Annotated in this window: 22 protein-coding genes; all 22 read right to left on the bottom strand. The window is 45.8% G+C overall.

Annotation, left to right across the window (positions count from 1 at the left end; translation table 11 throughout):
* Positions 1–3: 3 nt before the first annotated feature.
* The gene (gene spoIID, locus RRU94_RS09960; RefSeq protein WP_315694049.1) at positions 4–933 is read right to left on the bottom strand and encodes a stage II sporulation protein D; all 930 of its coding nucleotides are present in this window, start codon (positions 931–933) and stop codon (positions 4–6) included.
* Positions 934–1051: 118 nt separating this feature from the next.
* Complete coding sequence (gene murA / locus RRU94_RS09955; protein ID WP_251271609.1) at positions 1052–2341, bottom strand: UDP-N-acetylglucosamine 1-carboxyvinyltransferase; 1290 nt, start codon at positions 2339–2341, stop codon at positions 1052–1054.
* Between the two features lie 307 nt (positions 2342–2648).
* Positions 2649–3029, bottom strand: coding sequence for a DUF1146 family protein (locus tag RRU94_RS09950; protein WP_315694048.1), 381 nt, complete (start codon positions 3027–3029; stop codon positions 2649–2651).
* 60 nt (positions 3030–3089) lie between these two features.
* Positions 3090–3497: a F0F1 ATP synthase subunit epsilon gene (locus tag RRU94_RS09945; protein ID WP_315694047.1), complete on the bottom strand. Its 408-nt coding sequence runs from the start codon at positions 3495–3497 to the stop codon at positions 3090–3092.
* Positions 3498–3520: 23 nt separating this feature from the next.
* Entirely contained in the window at positions 3521–4927 is a 1407-nt protein-coding gene (gene atpD / locus RRU94_RS09940; protein ID WP_315694046.1) for a F0F1 ATP synthase subunit beta, read from the bottom strand.
* Between the two features lie 62 nt (positions 4928–4989).
* Positions 4990–5850 carry a F0F1 ATP synthase subunit gamma gene (locus RRU94_RS09935; RefSeq protein WP_315694045.1) on the bottom strand — a complete coding sequence of 287 codons (861 nt, stop codon included), beginning with the start codon at positions 5848–5850 and terminating at the stop codon, positions 4990–4992.
* An 80-nt stretch (positions 5851–5930) separates the two neighbouring features.
* The gene (gene atpA, locus RRU94_RS09930; RefSeq protein ID WP_242232765.1) at positions 5931–7439 is read right to left on the bottom strand and encodes a F0F1 ATP synthase subunit alpha; all 1509 of its coding nucleotides are present in this window, start codon (positions 7437–7439) and stop codon (positions 5931–5933) included.
* 53 nt (positions 7440–7492) lie between these two features.
* Positions 7493–8035 carry a F0F1 ATP synthase subunit delta gene (locus tag RRU94_RS09925; RefSeq protein WP_315694044.1) on the bottom strand — a complete coding sequence of 181 codons (543 nt, stop codon included), beginning with the start codon at positions 8033–8035 and terminating at the stop codon, positions 7493–7495.
* Complete coding sequence (gene atpF, locus RRU94_RS09920) at positions 8032–8553, bottom strand: F0F1 ATP synthase subunit B (RefSeq protein ID WP_315694043.1); 522 nt, start codon at positions 8551–8553, stop codon at positions 8032–8034. Before atpF ends, RRU94_RS09925 begins: the two co-directional genes overlap by 4 nt.
* A 322-nt stretch (positions 8554–8875) precedes the next feature.
* The gene (gene atpE / locus RRU94_RS09915) at positions 8876–9088 is read right to left on the bottom strand and encodes a F0F1 ATP synthase subunit C (protein ID WP_255821825.1); all 213 of its coding nucleotides are present in this window, start codon (positions 9086–9088) and stop codon (positions 8876–8878) included.
* A 72-nt stretch (positions 9089–9160) separates the two neighbouring features.
* A complete protein-coding gene (gene atpB, locus RRU94_RS09910; protein ID WP_315694041.1) occupies positions 9161–9886 on the bottom strand; it encodes a F0F1 ATP synthase subunit A in 726 nt (241 codons plus the stop codon).
* Between the two features lies 1 nt (position 9887).
* Complete coding sequence (locus RRU94_RS09905; protein ID WP_315694039.1) at positions 9888–10280, bottom strand: ATP synthase subunit I; 393 nt, start codon at positions 10278–10280, stop codon at positions 9888–9890.
* Between the two features lie 6 nt (positions 10281–10286).
* On the bottom strand, positions 10287–10502 hold the full coding sequence (locus tag RRU94_RS09900) for an AtpZ/AtpI family protein (RefSeq protein WP_315694038.1): 216 nt from the start codon (positions 10500–10502) through the stop codon (positions 10287–10289).
* 252 nt (positions 10503–10754) lie between these two features.
* Positions 10755–11903, bottom strand: coding sequence for a non-hydrolyzing UDP-N-acetylglucosamine 2-epimerase (gene wecB / locus RRU94_RS09895; protein ID WP_315694037.1), 1149 nt, complete (start codon positions 11901–11903; stop codon positions 10755–10757).
* A gap of 19 nt (positions 11904–11922) precedes the next feature.
* Positions 11923–12552, bottom strand: a complete 630-nt coding sequence (gene upp / locus RRU94_RS09890) for a uracil phosphoribosyltransferase (protein ID WP_309089271.1) — start codon at positions 12550–12552, stop codon at positions 11923–11925.
* A gap of 139 nt (positions 12553–12691) precedes the next feature.
* Positions 12692–13933 (bottom strand): serine hydroxymethyltransferase, encoded by a 1242-nt coding sequence (gene glyA, locus RRU94_RS09885; RefSeq protein WP_315694035.1) that lies wholly within the window; start codon positions 13931–13933, stop codon positions 12692–12694.
* 160 nt (positions 13934–14093) lie between these two features.
* Positions 14094–14672 (bottom strand): TIGR01440 family protein, encoded by a 579-nt coding sequence (locus RRU94_RS09880; RefSeq protein ID WP_315694033.1) that lies wholly within the window; start codon positions 14670–14672, stop codon positions 14094–14096.
* Positions 14672–15121 (bottom strand): ribose 5-phosphate isomerase B, encoded by a 450-nt coding sequence (rpiB, locus tag RRU94_RS09875; protein ID WP_242232755.1) that lies wholly within the window; start codon positions 15119–15121, stop codon positions 14672–14674. Before rpiB ends, RRU94_RS09880 begins: the two co-directional genes overlap by 1 nt.
* A gap of 55 nt (positions 15122–15176) precedes the next feature.
* A complete protein-coding gene (locus RRU94_RS09870) occupies positions 15177–16466 on the bottom strand; it encodes a methyl-accepting chemotaxis protein (RefSeq protein WP_315694031.1) in 1290 nt (429 codons plus the stop codon).
* Positions 16463–16885, bottom strand: coding sequence for a low molecular weight protein arginine phosphatase (locus tag RRU94_RS09865; RefSeq protein ID WP_315694030.1), 423 nt, complete (start codon positions 16883–16885; stop codon positions 16463–16465). Before RRU94_RS09865 ends, RRU94_RS09870 begins: the two co-directional genes overlap by 4 nt.
* A gap of 85 nt (positions 16886–16970) precedes the next feature.
* Positions 16971–17492 (bottom strand): manganese efflux pump MntP, encoded by a 522-nt coding sequence (locus RRU94_RS09860; protein WP_315694029.1) that lies wholly within the window; start codon positions 17490–17492, stop codon positions 16971–16973.
* A 264-nt stretch (positions 17493–17756) separates the two neighbouring features.
* Positions 17757–18797: an L-threonylcarbamoyladenylate synthase gene (locus tag RRU94_RS09855; protein WP_315694028.1), complete on the bottom strand. Its 1041-nt coding sequence runs from the start codon at positions 18795–18797 to the stop codon at positions 17757–17759.
* Positions 18798–18802 lie beyond the last annotated feature (5 nt).

The following is an 18802-nucleotide window of genomic DNA, read 5'->3' as shown; positions in this document are numbered from 1 at the left end:
CGTTTATTTTAAGAAAGACTGCACATCTGCTATTTCGGCACCCGGATAATAATGGGCTGTAATATCTTTATAGTTTTTCCCTTCTTTCGCCATCCCGTTAGCTCCGTATTGGCTCATCCCCACTCCGTGTCCATATCCTTTCGTTTCTACGATTACATCACTGCCTTTAACCGTCATGTTAAAGTCCGCAGAAGGCAGGCCAAGGGCTTCTCTTATTTCCCGGCCTGTAAATGATTGGCCGTCAATTAAAATGCTGCCGATACGCCCGCCAGTTGTTTTATCCACTACCGTACCGACTTCCCCCGATGAAGGCAGAGACACATCCAGCTTTTCCTCTACTTCTTGTTTGGTCAGAACGAGTTCTTGTTCAAAATTAGGGGCAGATTCATCCCATGGACTCACGACACTGATTAAATAGGGGGCTGCTGACTGCCAGTATTCTTCAGCATTTTCCGTCTGTCCATTGCCAGAGGAAAAAAACGCAGCTGTAATTGGTTGTCCATCATACACGAGTACTTCCCCTTCTGTTTCATCTGCAGCCTCTTCAATCTTCTCTTTGTTTTTCTTAAAATCGGCTCCCCACATTTTTTTCTGGTCATCCTCATCTTTAAATACCTGGTCATCTACGGTATCCGTTACGTCCTGCCCTTTCAGCGTTTCCGTTAAAATAAAGGTACGCGCAGCGACAGCCTGGGCTTTTAACGCTTCTTTTTCAAAAGAAGCCGGCATTTCAGCTGCTACTACTCCTGCCACATACTCCTCAAGCGGAACAGATTCAGTTTTTTGCGTGTCAGACCGAATAACCTCTACAGTCGGCTCTTTCTCCTCCTTCTTTGGCGCCGTCTTTTGTCCGTCCGTCAGCCACAGGCCGGCAGCTGGAATCGCAATAGCTGTAACGACGATCAGTAAAAAAGCGAAAAACGGCTTTTTCAACAAATTTCCCTCCTTGCTGTATAAAAAGGGATATGCACGACTATAATGATTATGACCGAACATAAAAAACCGCCTGCATCTGCAGACGGTTTTCATAAAAGTAGGAATAAAAATAAATTCAGCTTTTCACCGCAACTGGTGTTTCTGCTGCTTCTGATACGCGCTCGATATCCGCACCAAGCGCCGCAAGCTTGCCATGGAAATTCACATATCCACGATCAAGATGCTTTAGTTCTGTAACGCGTGTATAGCCGTCAGCCACAAGACCTGCGATAATCAATGCTGCAGCTGCACGTAAGTCTGTTGCCGCTACTTCTGCTCCCTGCAAATCAGACGGACCGTCAATGATAACAGAACGGCCTTCAATTTTTGCATTTGCGTTCATACGGCGGAATTCTTCCACATGCATAAAGCGATTTTCAAAGACTGTTTCGGTAATGACGCCTGTTCCTTCTGCTTTTAACATAAGAGCCATCATTTGTGATTGCATGTCTGTTGGGAAGCCAGGATGCGGCATCGTTTTAATATCGACCGATTTCATTTTTTCAGGACCGATTACACGAATGCCATTGCTTTCTTCAATGACTTCGATGCCCATCTCACGCATTTTAGCGATCAATGAAGACATATGCTCTGCTACAGCACCTTCAATCAGCACGTTTCCGCCTGTGATGGCTGCCGCTGTCATAAAAGTACCTGCTTCAATACGGTCTGGAATGATGGCGTGGTCTGCACCAGTCAAGACATCAACGCCTTCAATCCGAATGGTTTCTGTACCGGCACCGATTACTTTGCCGCCCATTTTGTTGATTAAGTTTGCAAGATCCACGATTTCCGGCTCTTTCGCCGCGTTCTCAAGGATCGTTGTCCCTTCTGCCAGCGCAGCAGCTGTCATAATGTTTTCAGTTGCGCCAACGCTTGGGAAATCCAAATAGATTTTTGCGCCTTTTAAGCGTCCATCTGTTTCAGCATCGATAAAACCGTTTTCTACCTTAACACGGGCACCCATTGCTTCAAACCCTTTTAAGTGCTGATCGATGGGACGCGAACCAATGGCACAGCCGCCCGGCAGTGCCACACGTGCTTTCCCATTTCGTGCTAAAAGTGCGCCCATCACTAGGACAGAGGCACGCATTTTACGAACGTATTCGAATGGCGCTTCAATAAGAAGTTCTTTTGTCGCATCAACAGTTACGGTATTGTTTTCAAATGTAACTTCGCAATTTAAGTGGCGTAGCACTTCATTAATTGTATATACATCGGATAAAGTAGGTACGTCACGAATGACACACTTTCCTTCTCCTGCAAGCATAGTTGCTGCGATGACCGGCAGCACCGAATTTTTTGCTCCTTCAACTTTGACGGTACCGTTCAACTGACGGCCGCCGCGGACGATAATTTTGTCCAAACTGTTCCCCTCCGCGTCCTTTTCTATTATACATATTCAAATCAGTGGACTGACGTGCCAGTCCTGTCCAATGTCTTTTCGTAACTTCGACAAAACTTCTTAAAGTTTACCATTCAAATTGTTTGTTTAACAAGGGAAATTCCTCACAATTTGTAGAGACTTTGTGAAAAATTTCAAAAGAGGCGCCTTTTTTTGTTTTCCCGCCTAATGAGAGAACAAACCTAAATTGCTTGTTTTTTCACAAATTGTCTTCATCCAATTTAAATGATTTTCCCCAAAAAGGCAAGTATCCTACGTATACCCGGGCTTAAAACAGTAAAGGAAGCTGGCGGGCCCACTGCAGGTAGTTTAAAAAGAAGCTGCTGACGGCAGATCCGATCGCAATGGAAAGCAGCAAATATAGCATTCTTGCCCTTGCCACCTGGTTTTTGCGAAAAAGCTGGTCAAGCCGGAGCGACTGCAGCGCCCAAAATGACAAGCCGATGCAAAAAAGGCTGAGAAACATACTGAACAGTGCTTCCTGTCCAAATGATTCAATCATATGATTTCTCCTTAATTTAATATATTGTGATTGTATATAAGAGGTGATAGCAGCCTGCAACGCGAGTGGTTCACCGTCATGTGAAAGCTGCTGATCTAACGAGGCATGTGCTGCGTAATGCAGGCGCAGCTCAAAAAACCATAACATTTTTCTTTCCTATAATAAGAAAAAAGCTGTCACAATCGCCAGGCGACGGACAGCTTTTTCTTATAAATTGCCTTGAGAAGCATTGATGCGGTTTATCGCACGTTTCAATGCCAATTCGGCACGTTTAAAATCGACGTTATCCTGGTTGTCTTGAAGCCGCTGCTCAGCACGACGCTGGGCTTCTTGTGCACGGGAAAGGTCGATATTTTCCCCTTTTTCAGCAGCCTGCGCTAATATCGTTACCTGATCCGGACGAACTTCGAGAAAGCCGCCGCTGATAGCGACCAATTCCGATTGCTTGCCGCCTGTTACTAATCGGACTACACCGATTTGTAAGGGAGCGACCATCGGGACGTGGCCGGCCATGATACCGAGGTCACCGCTTTGTGCTCTTGCACTAAGGAGTTCAACCGTTGTATCGAGGACCGGACCGTCAGGAGTGACGATATTGACGTTAAATGTCTTCATAACTTAACCTCCTGATCCCTATATTAAACGTTTGCACCCATTTCTTGTGCTTTTGCCACTACTTCTTCAATGCCGCCGACTAAACGGAACGCATCTTCAGGAAGATTATCATGTTTACCATCCAGGATTTCACGGAATCCACGTACTGTATCTTTTACTTGTACATAAGAACCTTTTTGTCCTGTAAACTGCTCTGCCACGTGGAAGTTTTGTGAAAGGAAGAATTGAATGCGGCGCGCACGCGCAACAGTCAATTTATCATCCTCTGACAACTCATCCATACCGAGGATTGCAATGATATCCTGCAATTCTCTGTAGCGCTGCAATGTTTGCTGTACAGAACGAGCTACTGAGTAGTGCTCTTCACCAACGATTTCCGGTGAAAGGGCGCGTGATGTTGAAGCAAGCGGATCAACCGCAGGGTAAATACCCATCTCAGAAAGTTTACGCTCAAGGTTTGTTGTTGCATCCAAGTGAGCGAACGTTGTTGCCGGAGCCGGATCCGTGTAGTCATCGGCTGGGACATAAATCGCCTGGATAGATGTAACAGAACCAACGTTTGTTGATGTAATACGCTCTTGAAGCTGACCCATTTCTGTTGCCAATGTTGGCTGGTAACCTACCGCAGATGGAAGGCGTCCAAGAAGGGCTGATACTTCAGAACCTGCTTGAGTGAAACGGAAAATGTTATCGATGAAGAACAGTACGTCCTGTCCTTGTTCGTCACGGAAATGTTCCGCCATTGTCAGACCCGTCAAAGCTACACGCATACGTGCGCCCGGCGGCTCGTTCATTTGGCCGAAAACCATCGCTGTTTTTGAAATAACGCCTGAATCGCTCATCTCGTGGAAAAGGTCATTTCCTTCACGTGTACGCTCACCAACACCGGCAAATACAGAGATACCCCCGTGCTCTTGAGCGATGTTGTTGATCAGTTCCTGAATAAGTACCGTTTTACCTACACCGGCACCACCGAACAAACCGATTTTACCACCTTTGATGTAAGGCGCAAGAAGGTCAACAACTTTAATTCCTGTTTCTAGAATCTCAACTTCTGTTGAAAGCTGGTCGAAAGTAGGCGCCTGGCGGTGAATCGCATCGCGGCGTGCTCCTTCTTCCATTGGTTTCTCATCGATTGGTTCACCAAGGACGTTGAATACACGTCCAAGCGTCACATCTCCAACCGGTACCGAAATCGCGCTTCCTGTATCAATTACTTCCTGGTTACGCTGAAGGCCGTCTGTTGATGCCATCGCGATCGCACGAACAGAATCGTCGCCAAGATGCGTAGCGACTTCTAACGTAAGCTCCGTACCGGCTTCAGAACCGATTTGAACTTTTAAGGCGTTATAAATGGCAGGAAGTTGACCGTTTTCGAATTTAACGTCAACAACCGGACCCATAACTTGAAGAACGCGTCCTTTGTTCATCTTTTTCCCTCCTGTTTGGTTAGCTTCATTCTATATCGGGACGTAAACCGCCCATTTTTAATCTACTCGAGTGCTGCTGCCCCGCCGACAATTTCCGTAATTTCCTGGGTAATAGCGGCTTGACGCGCACGGTTGTATTGAAGTGTCAACGTGCGGATAAGCTCTTTCGCGTTATCGGTTGCATTCTGCATAGCCGTCATACGCGCTGCGTGCTCACTCGCTTTTCCGTCAAGAAGTGCTCCATAAATCAAGCTTTCTGCATACTGAGGAAGCAAGACTTCAAGAATCTCTTCTGCGGAAGGTTCAAATTCATATGAAGAAAGACGTCCGCCAGATGCTTGAATATCTGTCAGCGGCAATACTTTCTTAGCCGTTACATCCTGCTGGATTGCATTGACGAAATGGCTGTAGTACATATAAAGCTCGTCATAAGCTCCCTCTGAGAAAAGATCGACTGTTTTCCGGACGATCTCTTTTACATCCGCAAAAGACGGCTGATCTGGAAGACCCGTAACGCTTTCAATGGTATCGATGCCCCGGATACGGAAGAAATCCCGTCCGACACGCCCGATTGCAATGACTACGTACTCGTCTTTTGATGTATGACGTTCTTGAATACGTTTATAAACAGAACGCAAAATACTGCTGTTATAAGCTCCCGCCAAACCACGGTCCGATGTAATAACAAGGTACCCGGTTTTTTTAACGGGGCGGGAGACAAGCATCGGATGTTTTACATCTTTACTGCCGAGCGCAATTGACGCAACCACTTCCTGAATTTTATCCATATACGGAACAAATGACTTCGCATTCATTTCTGCACGATTCAATTTAGAAGCAGATACCATTTGCATGGCTTTCGTAATCTGACTCGTCTTTTTTGTCGATGTAATACGTGTTTGTATATCGCGTAACGATGCCACTTTCTCTCACCACCCTTTTGTGTTTGATAACGCAGGAAGGGGCGGACGTCCGATGAGACGGTACCGCCCTTCTTCTGCTCTTATTCGGATTTCACAAACGATTTTTTAAACTCGTTGATTGCTGCTTTCAACTCGTCATCAGACGGAAGTTCTTTCGTTGTGCGAATATGATCATACACATTCGTGTGGTTTTTATCGAGCCAGTGCAGTAATTCGTCTTCGAAACGAGTGATATCAGAAACCGGAATATCATCAAGATGGCCGCGTGTTAATGCATAAAGAATAACAACCTGGCGCTCAACTTTAAGCGGTTTGTTTAAATCCTGTTTCAATACTTCAACTGTACGTGCACCGCGGTTTAGTTTTGATTGCGTAATCGCATCAAGATCTGAACCAAACTGAGCAAATGCTTCAAGCTCACGGTACGCAGCAAGGTCTAGACGCAGTGTACCTGCTACCTTTTTCATCGCCTTGATCTGCGCTGAACCACCAACACGTGATACAGAAAGACCCGCGTTAATCGCCGGACGAACACCTGAGAAGAACAAGTCAGACTGCAGGAAGATCTGTCCGTCTGTGATAGAGATAACGTTCGTTGGAATGTAAGCAGAAATATCTCCCGCCTGTGTTTCAACGAATGGAAGTGCTGTAATAGAACCTGCACCAAGTTCATCGTTCAACTTCGCTGCACGCTCAAGCAGGCGTGAATGCAAGTAGAATACGTCACCAGGATATGCTTCGCGGCCTGGAGGACGGCGAAGAAGAAGGGAAAGTTCACGGTATGCAGCCGCTTGTTTTGAAAGATCATCATATACGATCAAAACGTGCTTGCCGTTGAACATAAAGTCTTCTGCCATAGAAACGCCTGTGTATGGCGCAAGGAACAACATCGGAGCTGGTGAAGACGCAGATGCCGTTACAACGATTGTGTAATCAAGTGCACCGTGCTTGCGAAGAGTTTCCACCGCATTACGAACTGTTGATTCTTTTTGACCAATCGCAACATAGATACAAACCATATCCTGGTCACGCTGGTTCAAGATTGTATCGATCGCAACCGTTGTTTTACCTGTTTGACGGTCACCGATGATTAATTCACGCTGTCCGCGGCCGATTGGTACAAGCGCATCAATCGCTTTGATACCTGTTTGAAGCGGCTCATGAACAGATTTACGAGCCATAACGCCTGTTGCCGGGCTTTCGATTGGACGTGTTTTTGTTGTGTTGATTGGACCAAGACCGTCGACTGGCTGGCCAAGAGAGTTTACAACGCGGCCGATTAGCTCTTCGCCAACCGGAACTTCCATGATGCGGCCTGTGCGGCGCACTTCATCGCCTTCTTTGATGCCTGTGTAAGGACCAAGAATAATAATACCTACGTTGTTTTCTTCCAGGTTTTGAGCCATACCCATAACGCCGTTTGAGAACTCAAGAAGCTCCCCTGCCATAACGTTGTCGAGGCCATGAGCACGTGCGATACCGTCCCCAACCTGGATGACAGTACCGACGTCGCTAACTGTAATATCGGTCTGGAAGTTTTCAATTTGCTTTTTTATCAGCGCACTGATTTCTTCAGCTTTGATGCTCATGCATGTCACCCCTCAATTTCTTTTTGTAAAATGTATTTTGCTTCTGATTTCATTTATAAATTCGTCGTTAATTGCTTTTGAAGACGATCTAGCTTGCCTTGCAGTGTTCCATCAAAAATACGGTTCCCAATTCGAACTTTTAATCCGCCCAAAACATTGGAATCAACAATATTTTCAATAGTTAACGTTTGTTTGCCGACTTTACGGGCAAACGTTTGAGACACACTTGCTGCCTCTGCTTCTGTTAACGGCCGTGCCGAGTACACAATGGCCTCTGCCATGCCGCGTTCTTGATTAGAAAGCTGAATAAACTCTTCACATACTGTCCCAATCTCATCGGCGCGACGGCGCTCAACAAGAAGCTTCAGTGTGTTCAAAACCGCTGTTGAGGCGTGAGCGGCCAGTGTATTTACAAGTGCCTGCTTGTCTGCCAGCGATAAATTCGGTGACTCGAGTGCCTTGGCAACCTCACCGTTTTCTTCGATGACTTCTTTTACAATGCGCACTTCCTGATCAAATTTTGCTACCTGATTGTTTTCTTTTGCCAGTTCAAAAAGCGCGATCGCGTAGCGTTTTGCCGCTCCGGATTTACTCATCGCTCTTCGCCTGCCTCTTTAATAAGATAGTCGTTGATCATTTTTTCCTGATCTGCTTCTGAAAGATCTTTTTCAATCACTTTCGATGCGATCATTACTGAAAGTGAAGCTACTTGCTCACGAAGCGTGCTCATTGCTTTGTCACGCTCCTGTGCGATTTCAAGCTTTGCCATTTCTTTTAAGCGTTCAGATTCAGCGCGAGCTGCAGCCAAAATGTCGGCTTTTTGTTCTTCTGCTAATTTCTTGGCGTTTTCAATCGTGTTTTGTGCTTCAAGGCGGGCTGATTTAGCTTCCGCACGTGTTTGTTCTAATAATTGATTCGCTTCTGTGCGGCTTTTTTCTGCTGCATCAATTTCAGATGAGATTAAGTCCGCACGCTCCTGCATAATGCCCATTAATGGAGCCCATGCAAATTTTTTCAGCAATGCGAGCAAGATAATGAACATGATTAACTGGAAAAAGATATCACCAGTGTTAAATCCGCCACCTGCTCCAAGTACCAATGAATTTGTCGTCACGATTTTCACTCCCTTCAACAGCTTCATCCCCGAATGGGAAAAATATGTTCCTTTTTTACATAAAGGAATGGCGAAGGCTCGCATTTAGAATGTGATCTTCGCCATTCAAAAGGCCAGCCGGAATTCATGCCGGGGCTTTTCATATCCTTTATCTGCCTAACTTCAGGTGAATGACTGTCCTCTCTGCCGGAAGCCGGATCACGATCCGGGCAGAAAAATCATTCACCAATGTTTAATTGTCGTTATAAAACCGGCTTCTTGGGTATAACCTAGATAAAGGCATGTGCGTCCATTTGTCAAAACCGCTTCGAAAGCGTGTTTATTACTGAGCGCTTGCCATGAATGCAATAACAACGGCGATGATAGGAATCGCCTCAACAAGGGCAATACCGATGAACATGATTGTTTGAAGAGTGCTGCGAGCTTCTGGCTGACGAGCTACCCCTTCAATTGTTTTTGATACGATAAGACCGTTACCTACACCGGCTCCAACGGCCGCTAAACCAACTGCAATTGCTGCTGCTAAAAAACCCATTGTAATGTTTCCTCCTTATTATTAAAAGCTTAATTTACTTAGAAATGATTCATTTCCAAGCAGCTAGATATATTAATGGTCATGACTCACTTTGTGTGAGATGTAAACCATCGTTAACATAGTAAAGATAAATGCCTGGATTGAGCCAACGAAAAGCGAGAAGCCCTGCCATGCAAGTGTTGGCAGAATGGCTGCTAAATGGCCTCCAACTCCAACCGCCAGGGAAGCTGACAGTAATGAAAGAAGGATTTCACCAGCGTAAATGTTTCCGTAAAGCCGCAGACCCAATGTCAGCGTGTTTGCAAACTCTTCAATCAACTTCAGCGGAAGCATAAACCACATTGGGCGGAAAAAGTCCTTGCCGTATTCAGAGATCCCTTTCATACGGACTGCATAATAATGTGTAAGTGCGACCACCATAACTGCAAGTGTCATCGTCACGGCCGGATCGGCTGTTGGCGACTTCCACCATAAGTGATTGTCATAAACGATTGCAAATGGAAGGCCGAGCATATTGGAAACAAAGATATACATAATCAATGTAATTCCAAGAACGTGAAACCGGCCGCCTGTTTTCCAATCCATATTGCTTTTGATGATTCCTTTAACAAAATCCATAACCCACTCGATAAAGTTTTGCATTCCTGCCGGCTTTAGGGCCAACGTGCGAGTTGAGATCACCGCGAGCAAAAACACTATCACACTGGCAATTGTAATCATTAATACGTTCGCCAGATTGAAGGTCATTGTCAATCCACCAAATAAAGGAAGATCGTATAATGGAGCTTCGTGATGCAAATTATTTCACCTCTTTCCGGATCATACGTTTTATAAAGTGCTGGATTACAAAATCTATCATAATCACTGCATAAGCAGTCATTAATCCCAAAATAGTACTGATCATATGAAACTGTTCGGGGTTTCGGAGGGCAATAATCGCGGCTAGTGCAGCGGTGGCGATTCGTGTTGACGTGCCAAGCCGCGGCGGTTTTAAGTCGTTATCGACTGCTTTGTTAAAACGCAGCATCCGCCTGGAGATGAGCCAGTGATTGCACATACTGAGTATCGTGCCGAGAATCAGTCCGGCAAAAATACTTTGTGCTGACGTAAAGCCCCATCCGAGAACAAAAATAGACAAAAGGTAAAACAGGTACATTCTTTGTCTTCTAATAGATTGCTGGAGTTCGGACATAAATGGCTAGTCTCCTGAATTGAAATAATGAAGGGTACGGAACATTGCATAAACGCCTGCAAAAAGGCCTGCCAGCAGTCCGACAATTAAAAAGAGGGGCATAGTACTCAACCGTTTATCAAGAGCAAGGCCCCCGAAAATGCCAATTAGCATAGAGCCAGCAAGCTGGGTAAGTATTGTGGTGTAAATGGCTATGGATCGGAATGGCTTTTTGTTGTTCATCCCGCACCTCGCTGATTCGGTAAATTGGCGAAAAAAGAACCAGAAAAAAACGGTTACACTATGTATAAAACCCATTGTCCTTACCCTTTGTTAGCATACAATAGGGCTTTTTCAATGTCAATGTGTTGGGAACGAAAACCTCAAGTTATCATGTACATATTTCACAAAATGCTCATACTTTTTTCATTTTTTTCCGAACATTTATGTAGAATAGAAAAAAGTCGTCCGTTATTTAGGACGACTTTTTTCTTCTTATTTTACTTCAAACCGTTCCGGTTTGTTTGGATCCGCTCCAAAATAATAGCGAATCGCATCACAAATGCGCCGTGATGCTTCTCCGTCTCCATATGGATTAGAAGCTTTAGACATTTTGTCGTATGCTTGTTGATCCGTTAACAGCTCAGAAGCAAGCGAGTAAATCGTCTCTTCTTCTGTGCCGGCAAGTTTCAGCGTTCCGGCTTCAATTCCTTCCGGACGCTCTGTTGTATCACGCAGTACAAGAACCGGTACACCAAGTGAAGGAGCTTCTTCCTGCACGCCGCCCGAATCCGTTAGAATGATATGGGCACGTTCAGCAAAGTTGTGGAAATCAATCACATCAAGCGGTTCAATCAAATGAATGCGCGGATCATTTCCTAAAATAGAATCCGCTGTTTCACGCACAACCGGGTTTAAATGAACCGGATAAACAACTTGAATGCCTTCGTGATCCTCTACAAGACGCTTGATGGCACGGAACATGTTTTTCATCGGTTCGCCAAGATTTTCGCGGCGGTGCGCTGTCATTAACACAAGCCGGTCATCGCCCAGCTTCTCAAGCACCTCATGCGTATACTCTTCTTTAACCGTTGTTTTCAGCGCATCGATCGCTGTATTGCCTGTTACGAAAATAGACTCCGGCTTCTTATTTTCATTTAATAAGTTTTGTTCAGACTGTGCCGTCGGTGAAAAATGAAGATCCGCCATTACACCTGTCAGCTGGCGATTCATTTCTTCAGGGAACGGTGAATACTTATTCCATGTACGAAGACCCGCTTCCACATGACCCACTGCAATTTGATTGTAAAAAGCAGCAAGCCCGGCTACAAATGTGGTCGTTGTATCACCATGAACGAGTACGATATCTGGCTGAACTTCTTTCATGACTCCATCAAGTCCTTCAAGTCCGCGTGTCGTTACATCGATCAGCGTCTGGCGGTCTTTCATAATATTCAAATCGTAATCGGGTGTAATATTGAAAATGTTCAGCACCTGATCGAGCATTTGGCGGTGCTGGGCTGTTACCGTAACAATGGCTTCAAATTCGTCTGGACGCTTTTTCAGTTCCAAAACGAGCGGAGCCATTTTGATTGCTTCCGGCCGCGTGCCGAAAATCGTCATTACTTTAATCGGGCGATCCATTCTCTCCACCTGCTTTTCTTTATTTTGTTCCGAATAAACGGTCACCGGCATCGCCGAGACCCGGTACAATGTAGCCTTTTTCGTTTAATTTTTCATCCAGTGATGCAATGTAAATGTCTACGTCCGGGTGTGCTTCTTTTAATAGCTCTACCCCTTCTGGAGCAGCAATCAGGCACATAAATTTAATGTTTTTTGCGCCGCGCTTTTTCAAGGAATGAATGGCTTCAATCGCAGAGCCGCCTGTTGCAAGCATCGGATCTACCACGATAAAATCGCGATCCTCTACATCAGATGGCAGCTTTACATAATATTCAACCGGCTGAAGCGTTTCCGGATCACGGTACAAACCGACATGGCCTACTTTTGCAGCAGGGATCAGCTTAAGTACACCGTCTACCATTCCAATGCCTGCACGCAAAATCGGCACAATTCCAAGCTTTTTACCGGCAAGCACCATCGCTTTTGCATCACAAACCGGTGTTTGCACCGTTACTTCTTCAAGCGGCAGGTCCCGTGTAATTTCAAACGCCATCAGTGTGGCTACTTCATCTGTTAGTTCACGAAAATCTTTCGTGCCTGTGTTTTTATCGCGAATCATTGTCAGCTTATGTTGAATAAGCGGATGATCGAATACATAAACTTTTCCCATCAAGTTCACTCCTCGTTTATACGGTCATACAAAACCATCCCTATTTTACTCCAAAAGCAAAGGACGGGCAACCGAAGGGACAGGGCGCTTCTTTGAAACATAAAAAAACTGCCGGCATTTGCCGGCAGTTTTTGTTTGATTATGCTTCTTGGTAAAGTGAGTATTTTGATGTTAAAGCAACAACGCGTTCTGCTGACTCTTTCAACACTGCTTCATCTTCATGATTTTTCAATGTTTTTGCAATGATTGAAGCCACTTCATCCATTGCAGCAAGATCGAATCCACGTGATGTAACCGCTGCTGTACCGATACGAATACCACTTGTTACAAATGGGCTTTCCGGATCGTATGGAATCGTGTTTTTGTTTACCGTAATGCCCACTTCATCAAGCACTGCTTCTGCTACTTTTCCTGTTAAGCCAAGGGAACGAAGATCGATCAAAAGAAGGTGGTTATCTGTTCCGCCTGACACGATATCGATGCCTTCTGCTTTCAAGCCTTCTGCAAGACGGCTTGCGTTGTCAATGATGTTTTGCGCATACGTTTTGAAATCATCTTGAAGCGCTTCTTTAAATGCAACAGCTTTTGCAGCGATGACGTGCATAAGCGGGCCGCCTTGAATACCAGGGAAGATTGATTTATCAAACTTTTTGCCAAACTCTTCTGTTGACAAAATCATACCGCCGCGTGGACCGCGAAGCGTTTTGTGTGTTGTCGTCGTTACAAAGTGAGCGTAAGGAACTGGGTTTTGGTGAAGGCCTGCTGCCACAAGGCCGGCAATGTGTGCCATATCCACCATTAAGTAAGCGCCCACTTCATCTGCGATTTCACGGAATTTAGCAAAGTCAATTGCACGCGGGTACGCACTTGCACCAGCAACAATCAATTTTGGCTTGTGCTCAAGTGCTTTTTGGCGAACATCTTCATAATCGATTACTTGCTCTTCTTTTGTTACGCCGTACTCAACGAAGTTGTACTGAACGCCGCTGAAGTTAACCGGGCTTCCGTGTGTTAAGTGGCCGCCATGAGATAAATTCATGCCAAGAACCGTGTCGCCTGCTTCTAATACTGCAAAGTAAACACCCATGTTTGCCTGTGCACCTGAATGCGGCTGAACGTTTACATATTCTGCACCAAAAAGTTCTTTTGCACGATCGCGTGCCAAGTCTTCTACTACATCCACGTGCTCGCAGCCGCCATAGTAACGTTTGCCTGGGTAGCCTTCTGCGTATTTATTCGTTAAAACCGAACCTTGTGCTTCCATTACTGCTTCTGATACAAAGTTTTCTGAAGCAATCAGTTCAATCTTTGTCTGCTGGCGTTTCAGCTCATCCTGAATTGCTGCAAATACAGCCGGGTCCTGCGCTTGAATTTTACTCATCGTTGTTCCCCTTCCCAATCTATAAAATAGTTCATGCGAGTTGTCCTTAAAATCCTCTTTCATAATAACATGTTTCCCGAATCTTTCAACCGCATTTTTTGTTTTTTTACGCTTTTTCGTTAAAAAATGAGCTTTTTCTTTTTGAAAACGAGCTCATTTCTTAACATTCTGTCCCGTCGAAATCATTTACATTCGTTTTTTCATATACCGCTCTCGGCCCGCCGATCAATTTAGGACGTGTTCTGGCCATGGTGACATGCGCAGCGCCGACTGAATTTCCCGACGTCCGGATCGGCACAGCTACATGTTTTAAGTGCATGCCGATCAATGTATCACCAATATCAATTCCACCGTCCGCTTTAACGAATTCAACGAGTACACAGTCCTTTTGCCGGTAGGCATAAGCAGCCATGGCCCCGCCGGCAGTCCGCACCGGCACAGCTGCTACTTCTTCATAGCCGAATTGCTGTGCCGCTTCCCGGTCAATTACGACCGCTCTATTTAAATGCTCACAGCATTGAAAAGCTAAATGAACACCTGTTTTTTCCGCGAAGGCCTGCAGCACCTCATAAAGAGCTGCTGCTGTCTCATCTGTACCAGCTGTACCGATCCGGCCGCCGGCTACTTCCGATGTAGAACAGCCTACAATAAACAGCTGTCCTTTTTGAAATTGAGCTTGTTCCTGCAGCTCTGAAAGAAGGGACTCTAGTTCCTGTTTCCAAACCGTAGGCCGATCCATTACTGTCCGCTTCTTTCTTCATATTCGGCAATTTTGCCGATCCGCGTGGCATGGCGTCCGGCTTCGAAATCAGTTGTCAGCCACATTTGGGCAATTTCCCGTGCAAGCCCCGGTCCAATCACGCGCTCGCCCATTGCAATTAAATTTGTGTCGTTATGCTGGCGTGTCAGTTTAGCGCTATATACATCATGCACAAGCGCGCAGCGGGCTCCTTTTACTTTGTTGGCTGCAATGGACATCCCAATGCCTGTTCCGCAAATTAAAATGCCGCGGTCAAATTCACCTGCGGCGACTTTTTCCGCTACTGGAAGAGCGTAGTCTGGATAATCAACGGATGTGGCGCACTCACAGCCAAAATCCTCATACTCAATGCCGAGTTCTTCCATTAGTGTTTTGATTTCTTCGCGAATATTGATTCCGCCATGATCTGATGCGATGGCTACCTTCATATCCAAGACTCCTTTCAAGCTTTTTTGTTTTATTTTCTCATACTTCGCAGGGAAACTACAGTTTAAAACGTGTAATGACAGACTTGAGCGCAGCTGCCTGCTCCTCCAGCTTTTGGCTGATGCTGCCGATTTCATGAATCACATCTGATTGCATTTGTGCCGCATGGGTCACTTCATTTGCTCCAGCGGAGGTTTCTTCAGCAATGGCAGCCACCTCTTGAGACTGGTGCGTCGTTTGTTCAATTTTGCCCATCTGCCGATCGACAAGCGTAGAAATTTCCTCGACTTCGGCAGCCATACTCATAATCGCTGCGCCAATTTGGCCAACCGCTTCCTGAGCCGACGCTCCTTTTTGAACCCCTTCTTCTGCCGCCTTAGCCTGATCCGTAATTTTCTGGACAACATGATCGACTTCAAGCTGCATCTGCTTTACAAGGTCAGAAATGCTTTTGACCGCTGTGGCACTTTCATCTGCAAGCTTGCGTACTTCTTCTGCTACTACAGCAAATCCTTTTCCATGTTCCCCGGCGCGTGCCGCTTCAATGGACGCATTGAGCGCCAATAGATTGGTTTGAGCAGCAATATCTCCTACCAGGCTGATCACGCTGCCGACCTTGCGGGCATTTTCTTCAAGCGACCGGACCGCTTCAAGCGACTCCGTATTGTCGGCCGCAAGCCCGTCCATTCCGGAGATAAGCAATTGAAATGTTTCTCTGCTTGTGTCCAGCTCGCCAACCATACTCCCCGCTTTTTGGGCGGACTCTCTCGCTTTTCTTTGTACATCTCCAGCAATTTCGGCTACTTCTTCCATTGCTTCTGCTGTTGCCTGTACAGCAAGAGCGGAACTTTCGGCACCGCTGGCAATTTCCTCTGCTGTTTGTGCCATGCTCCCAGCCTGATGCATAGCCTGGCCGCTGATCTGTGCGATATGGCCGACGCTTTCATCTGTAATAGCAAAGTTGCTTTCGATGCTTTGTACCATCATTCGTAAATTTGTAAGCATCTCGTTAAATGCTGAAGCGAGTGCACGAATTTCATCATCACTATTTGGAAAAGCGACTTCTTGTTCAATTCTTCCTGAAGCCGCCTCCCGAGCGGCTGCTTCAAGCCTGATAATCGGCTTTACAAAATAAGCCGCGGCAAAATAAGCTAAAACAGCTGACCAAAAAATACCGAACGCAAGTGTAGCAATCGTAAAAACCATTTCGTTTATATGCGAAAAGTAAGTCGGATAAATAAAATACATAAATAATGCACTGAAGGTATACGTAATAAGGGCAAGCAGCGTCACAAGCAGAACCAGTTTTTTTCGAATGCTGAATGAATACGCCTTTTTTTCTCTCACTTTTCAGGTTCTCTTTCCAGCCATCTGCTTATGTAGTGATCAAGCTCTTCAAATGTTTTTCGGTACTCCGCGTCTGGACCGCCAAATGGATCGACTACGTCCCCGTCCGCTTCTTTCAGCGGTCTTACTTTATCCCGAAACTGCGGGAAATGAACGTCAATCAGCTGTTTATGTGACGATGTCATCGTCATGACAAGATCTGCCCATTTGAGCAGTTCTTCTGTGACTTGGGCGGCGGCGTGATTGTGTGGAATCCCTTTTTCATTTAAAATAACAGTCGTTCCCCTTGAAGCAGGTGCACCTGGACTCGCGTACAATCCAGCTGATTTCACTTCCCAGTCTGGCTTCTTTTGGCGTAAAATGGCTTCCGCCATTGGACTGCGGCATGTATTGCCTGTGCATACGAATAAAATTTTCATGGTGACCACCTTTGCATACGTTTTCTTTCATTATAATGGATTAAATTACAGTAAAATAGTCCTTTTCTATTTGAAAAGGACTTCGTCATGTGAATATCCATTTTAACCCAACCAATAACAAAAACACACCTCCTGCTGCTTCCCCAACCTTTCCCGCTGCTGTACTAATCCGGCTGCTGAGCAGCAGGCCGGCCATGGTCATAACGCCCGAGAATACCCCAAAGCTCATCACCGCTATGGACTTGTCCATCCCGAGCACACCAAGCGACAATCCCGTTGAAAAGCTGTCCATACTTACTCCGAAGGCAAACAGCATGATACCGATACCGGCCGGCTTTTCTTGTTCTTCCTGCCTGAAAAAGGAAAGCACCATCTGCAGACCGGTAATGACAAGAACCAGCCCGCCCGCTGAAAACAGAATATCCCCAAATCTTCCGTGCAGGAAGTTACCTGCTGTCATACTGGTAGCAGGAAGGATAACATGCATAATACCGACTGCAGCACTCAGCTTGAGTTTGTCCCATAATCCCATACGTCTCATTCCAACAGCCAGGGCTGCACCAAATGCGTCTGCCGACAGTGCTAATGATAAAATAAAAATATCCATGCTTATCTATATGCCGGGCGGTGTTTTCTATAACCGGCGCCATGCAGGAATCATAACGATAAACACGCTCTCAGATTTACTTTTTTCGTATGCAAAACAATCTTTTAGCTGCTGTATAGGACGCTGCCGCCCAGGGTTATGCTTAAGGATAGAAAACCTGATGTTGATTCCATTTTATTTGATGTATATTTCTCACACAGCAGACCGCTGAACAAGACCTGCGCACTAAATAAAAAAGCAGGCTGTCTGGTCAGCCTGCTTTTTTCATTTGATCCATTTATGTCCCGCTGCTTTTTCAAGCCTGTTCATAATGGCTGCACCGACGCCTTCTGTCGGAAACGCTTCGGCAATAATCACATCGACCGGCTTTTCATTAAATGCCCGGAGTGCTCCGTACAATTCCCTGGCAACCGAAGATAAGTCACTTCTGCTTCCACACGCAATAACAGCCTCCGCTTTGTACGAGGCTGCGTTTTCTGATGCGGCGAGCACGCCGACTTTTTTGCCTTCTTTCTTCCATTCATCTACTTTTTTCTGAATAGCTTGGGCCGTTCCTTCCATTATGTAAAGAGGTGCTTCAGGCGCATAATGTGTATATTTCATTCCCGGCGCCTTCGGGGCATCTTCCTGTTTCTTTAAAACGGTATTTGTATCCGCTTTTCCAGCTACTGCTTTAATATCCGCTTCTGTTACGCCGCCCGGCCGCAGGACAATTGGATAATCCCCTGTGCAGTCAACGACAGTAGATTCCAACCCGACTCCTGTTTCACCTGCATCTACCACTCCGGCAATCCGCCCCTTTAAGTCATCGAGCACATGCTGAGCCGTGGTCGGGCTCGGTTTTCCTGAACGATTCGCGCTCGGCGCCGCCACTGGCACTCCTGCTTCTTTAATTAAAGCAAGCGCCGCTGGATGATTGGGCATTCGAAGAGCTACCGTATTAAGACCGGCTGTGACCCGCTCAGACAGAACGCCATCTTTTTTTGGAACAATAACTGTCAGCGGACCTGGCCAAAACGCCTCCATTAGCTTGCGTGCATAGGATGGAATAGAATGAGCTAATTCGTCCACATCTTTTTTGTCCGCAATGTGGACAATAAGCGGATTATCAGATGGCCGCCCTTTTGCTTTAAAAATTTTGTCCACAGCGTTATCCATTTTTACCTGTCCCCCCAGGCCATACACGGTTTCTGTAGGAAATGCGACTACCTCTCCTCTTTGAATAAGCTCGGCTGCTTCTTTTATTTGTGGATAATGTTGATGAATTTCCTCAAAGTTATCCACAAACCAGTATTTCGTCTCCATATTCG

It is taken from the genome of Domibacillus sp. DTU_2020_1001157_1_SI_ALB_TIR_016, from assembly GCF_032341995.1.
In the GTDB taxonomy this organism is placed as follows: Bacteria; Bacillota; Bacilli; order Bacillales; family Domibacillaceae; genus Domibacillus; species Domibacillus indicus_A.
Note: the sequence above shows the minus strand (reverse complement) of the source record. Positions and strands in the feature narration are given on the sequence as shown.

Bases quoted from the DNA above. Each gene is read 5' to 3' on its own strand.
- atpA (WP_242232765.1), bottom strand. From the start codon at position 7,439: ATGAGCATCAAAGCTGAAGAAATCAGTGCGCTGATAAAAAAGCAAATT.
- RRU94_RS09925 (WP_315694044.1), bottom strand. From the start codon at position 8,035: ATGAGTAAATCCGGAGCGGCAAAACGCTACGCGATCGCGCTTTTTGAA.
- rpiB (WP_242232755.1), bottom strand. From the start codon at position 15,121: ATGAAGGTAGCCATCGCATCAGATCATGGCGGAATCAATATTCGCGAA.
- upp (WP_309089271.1), bottom strand. From the start codon at position 12,552: ATGGGAAAAGTTTATGTATTCGATCATCCGCTTATTCAACATAAGCTG.
- RRU94_RS09950 (WP_315694048.1), bottom strand. From the start codon at position 3,029: ATGTTATGGTTTTTTGAGCTGCGCCTGCATTACGCAGCACATGCCTCG.
- RRU94_RS09905 (WP_315694039.1), bottom strand. From the start codon at position 10,280: ATGTCCGAACTCCAGCAATCTATTAGAAGACAAAGAATGTACCTGTTT.
- RRU94_RS09945 (WP_315694047.1), bottom strand. From the start codon at position 3,497: ATGAAGACATTTAACGTCAATATCGTCACTCCTGACGGTCCGGTCCTC.
- RRU94_RS09855 (WP_315694028.1), bottom strand. From the start codon at position 18,797: ATGGAGACGAAATACTGGTTTGTGGATAACTTTGAGGAAATTCATCAA.
- RRU94_RS09900 (WP_315694038.1), bottom strand. From the start codon at position 10,502: ATGAACAACAAAAAGCCATTCCGATCCATAGCCATTTACACCACAATA.
- RRU94_RS09880 (WP_315694033.1), bottom strand. From the start codon at position 14,672: ATGGATCGGCCTACGGTTTGGAAACAGGAACTAGAGTCCCTTCTTTCA.
- atpE (WP_255821825.1), bottom strand. From the start codon at position 9,088: ATGGGTTTTTTAGCAGCAGCAATTGCAGTTGGTTTAGCGGCCGTTGGA.
- RRU94_RS09865 (WP_315694030.1), bottom strand. From the start codon at position 16,885: ATGAAAATTTTATTCGTATGCACAGGCAATACATGCCGCAGTCCAATG.
- glyA (WP_315694035.1), bottom strand. From the start codon at position 13,933: ATGAGTAAAATTCAAGCGCAGGACCCGGCTGTATTTGCAGCAATTCAG.
- RRU94_RS09860 (WP_315694029.1), bottom strand. From the start codon at position 17,492: ATGGATATTTTTATTTTATCATTAGCACTGTCGGCAGACGCATTTGGT.
- wecB (WP_315694037.1), bottom strand. From the start codon at position 11,903: ATGGATCGCCCGATTAAAGTAATGACGATTTTCGGCACGCGGCCGGAA.
- atpD (WP_315694046.1), bottom strand. From the start codon at position 4,927: ATGAACAAAGGACGCGTTCTTCAAGTTATGGGTCCGGTTGTTGACGTT.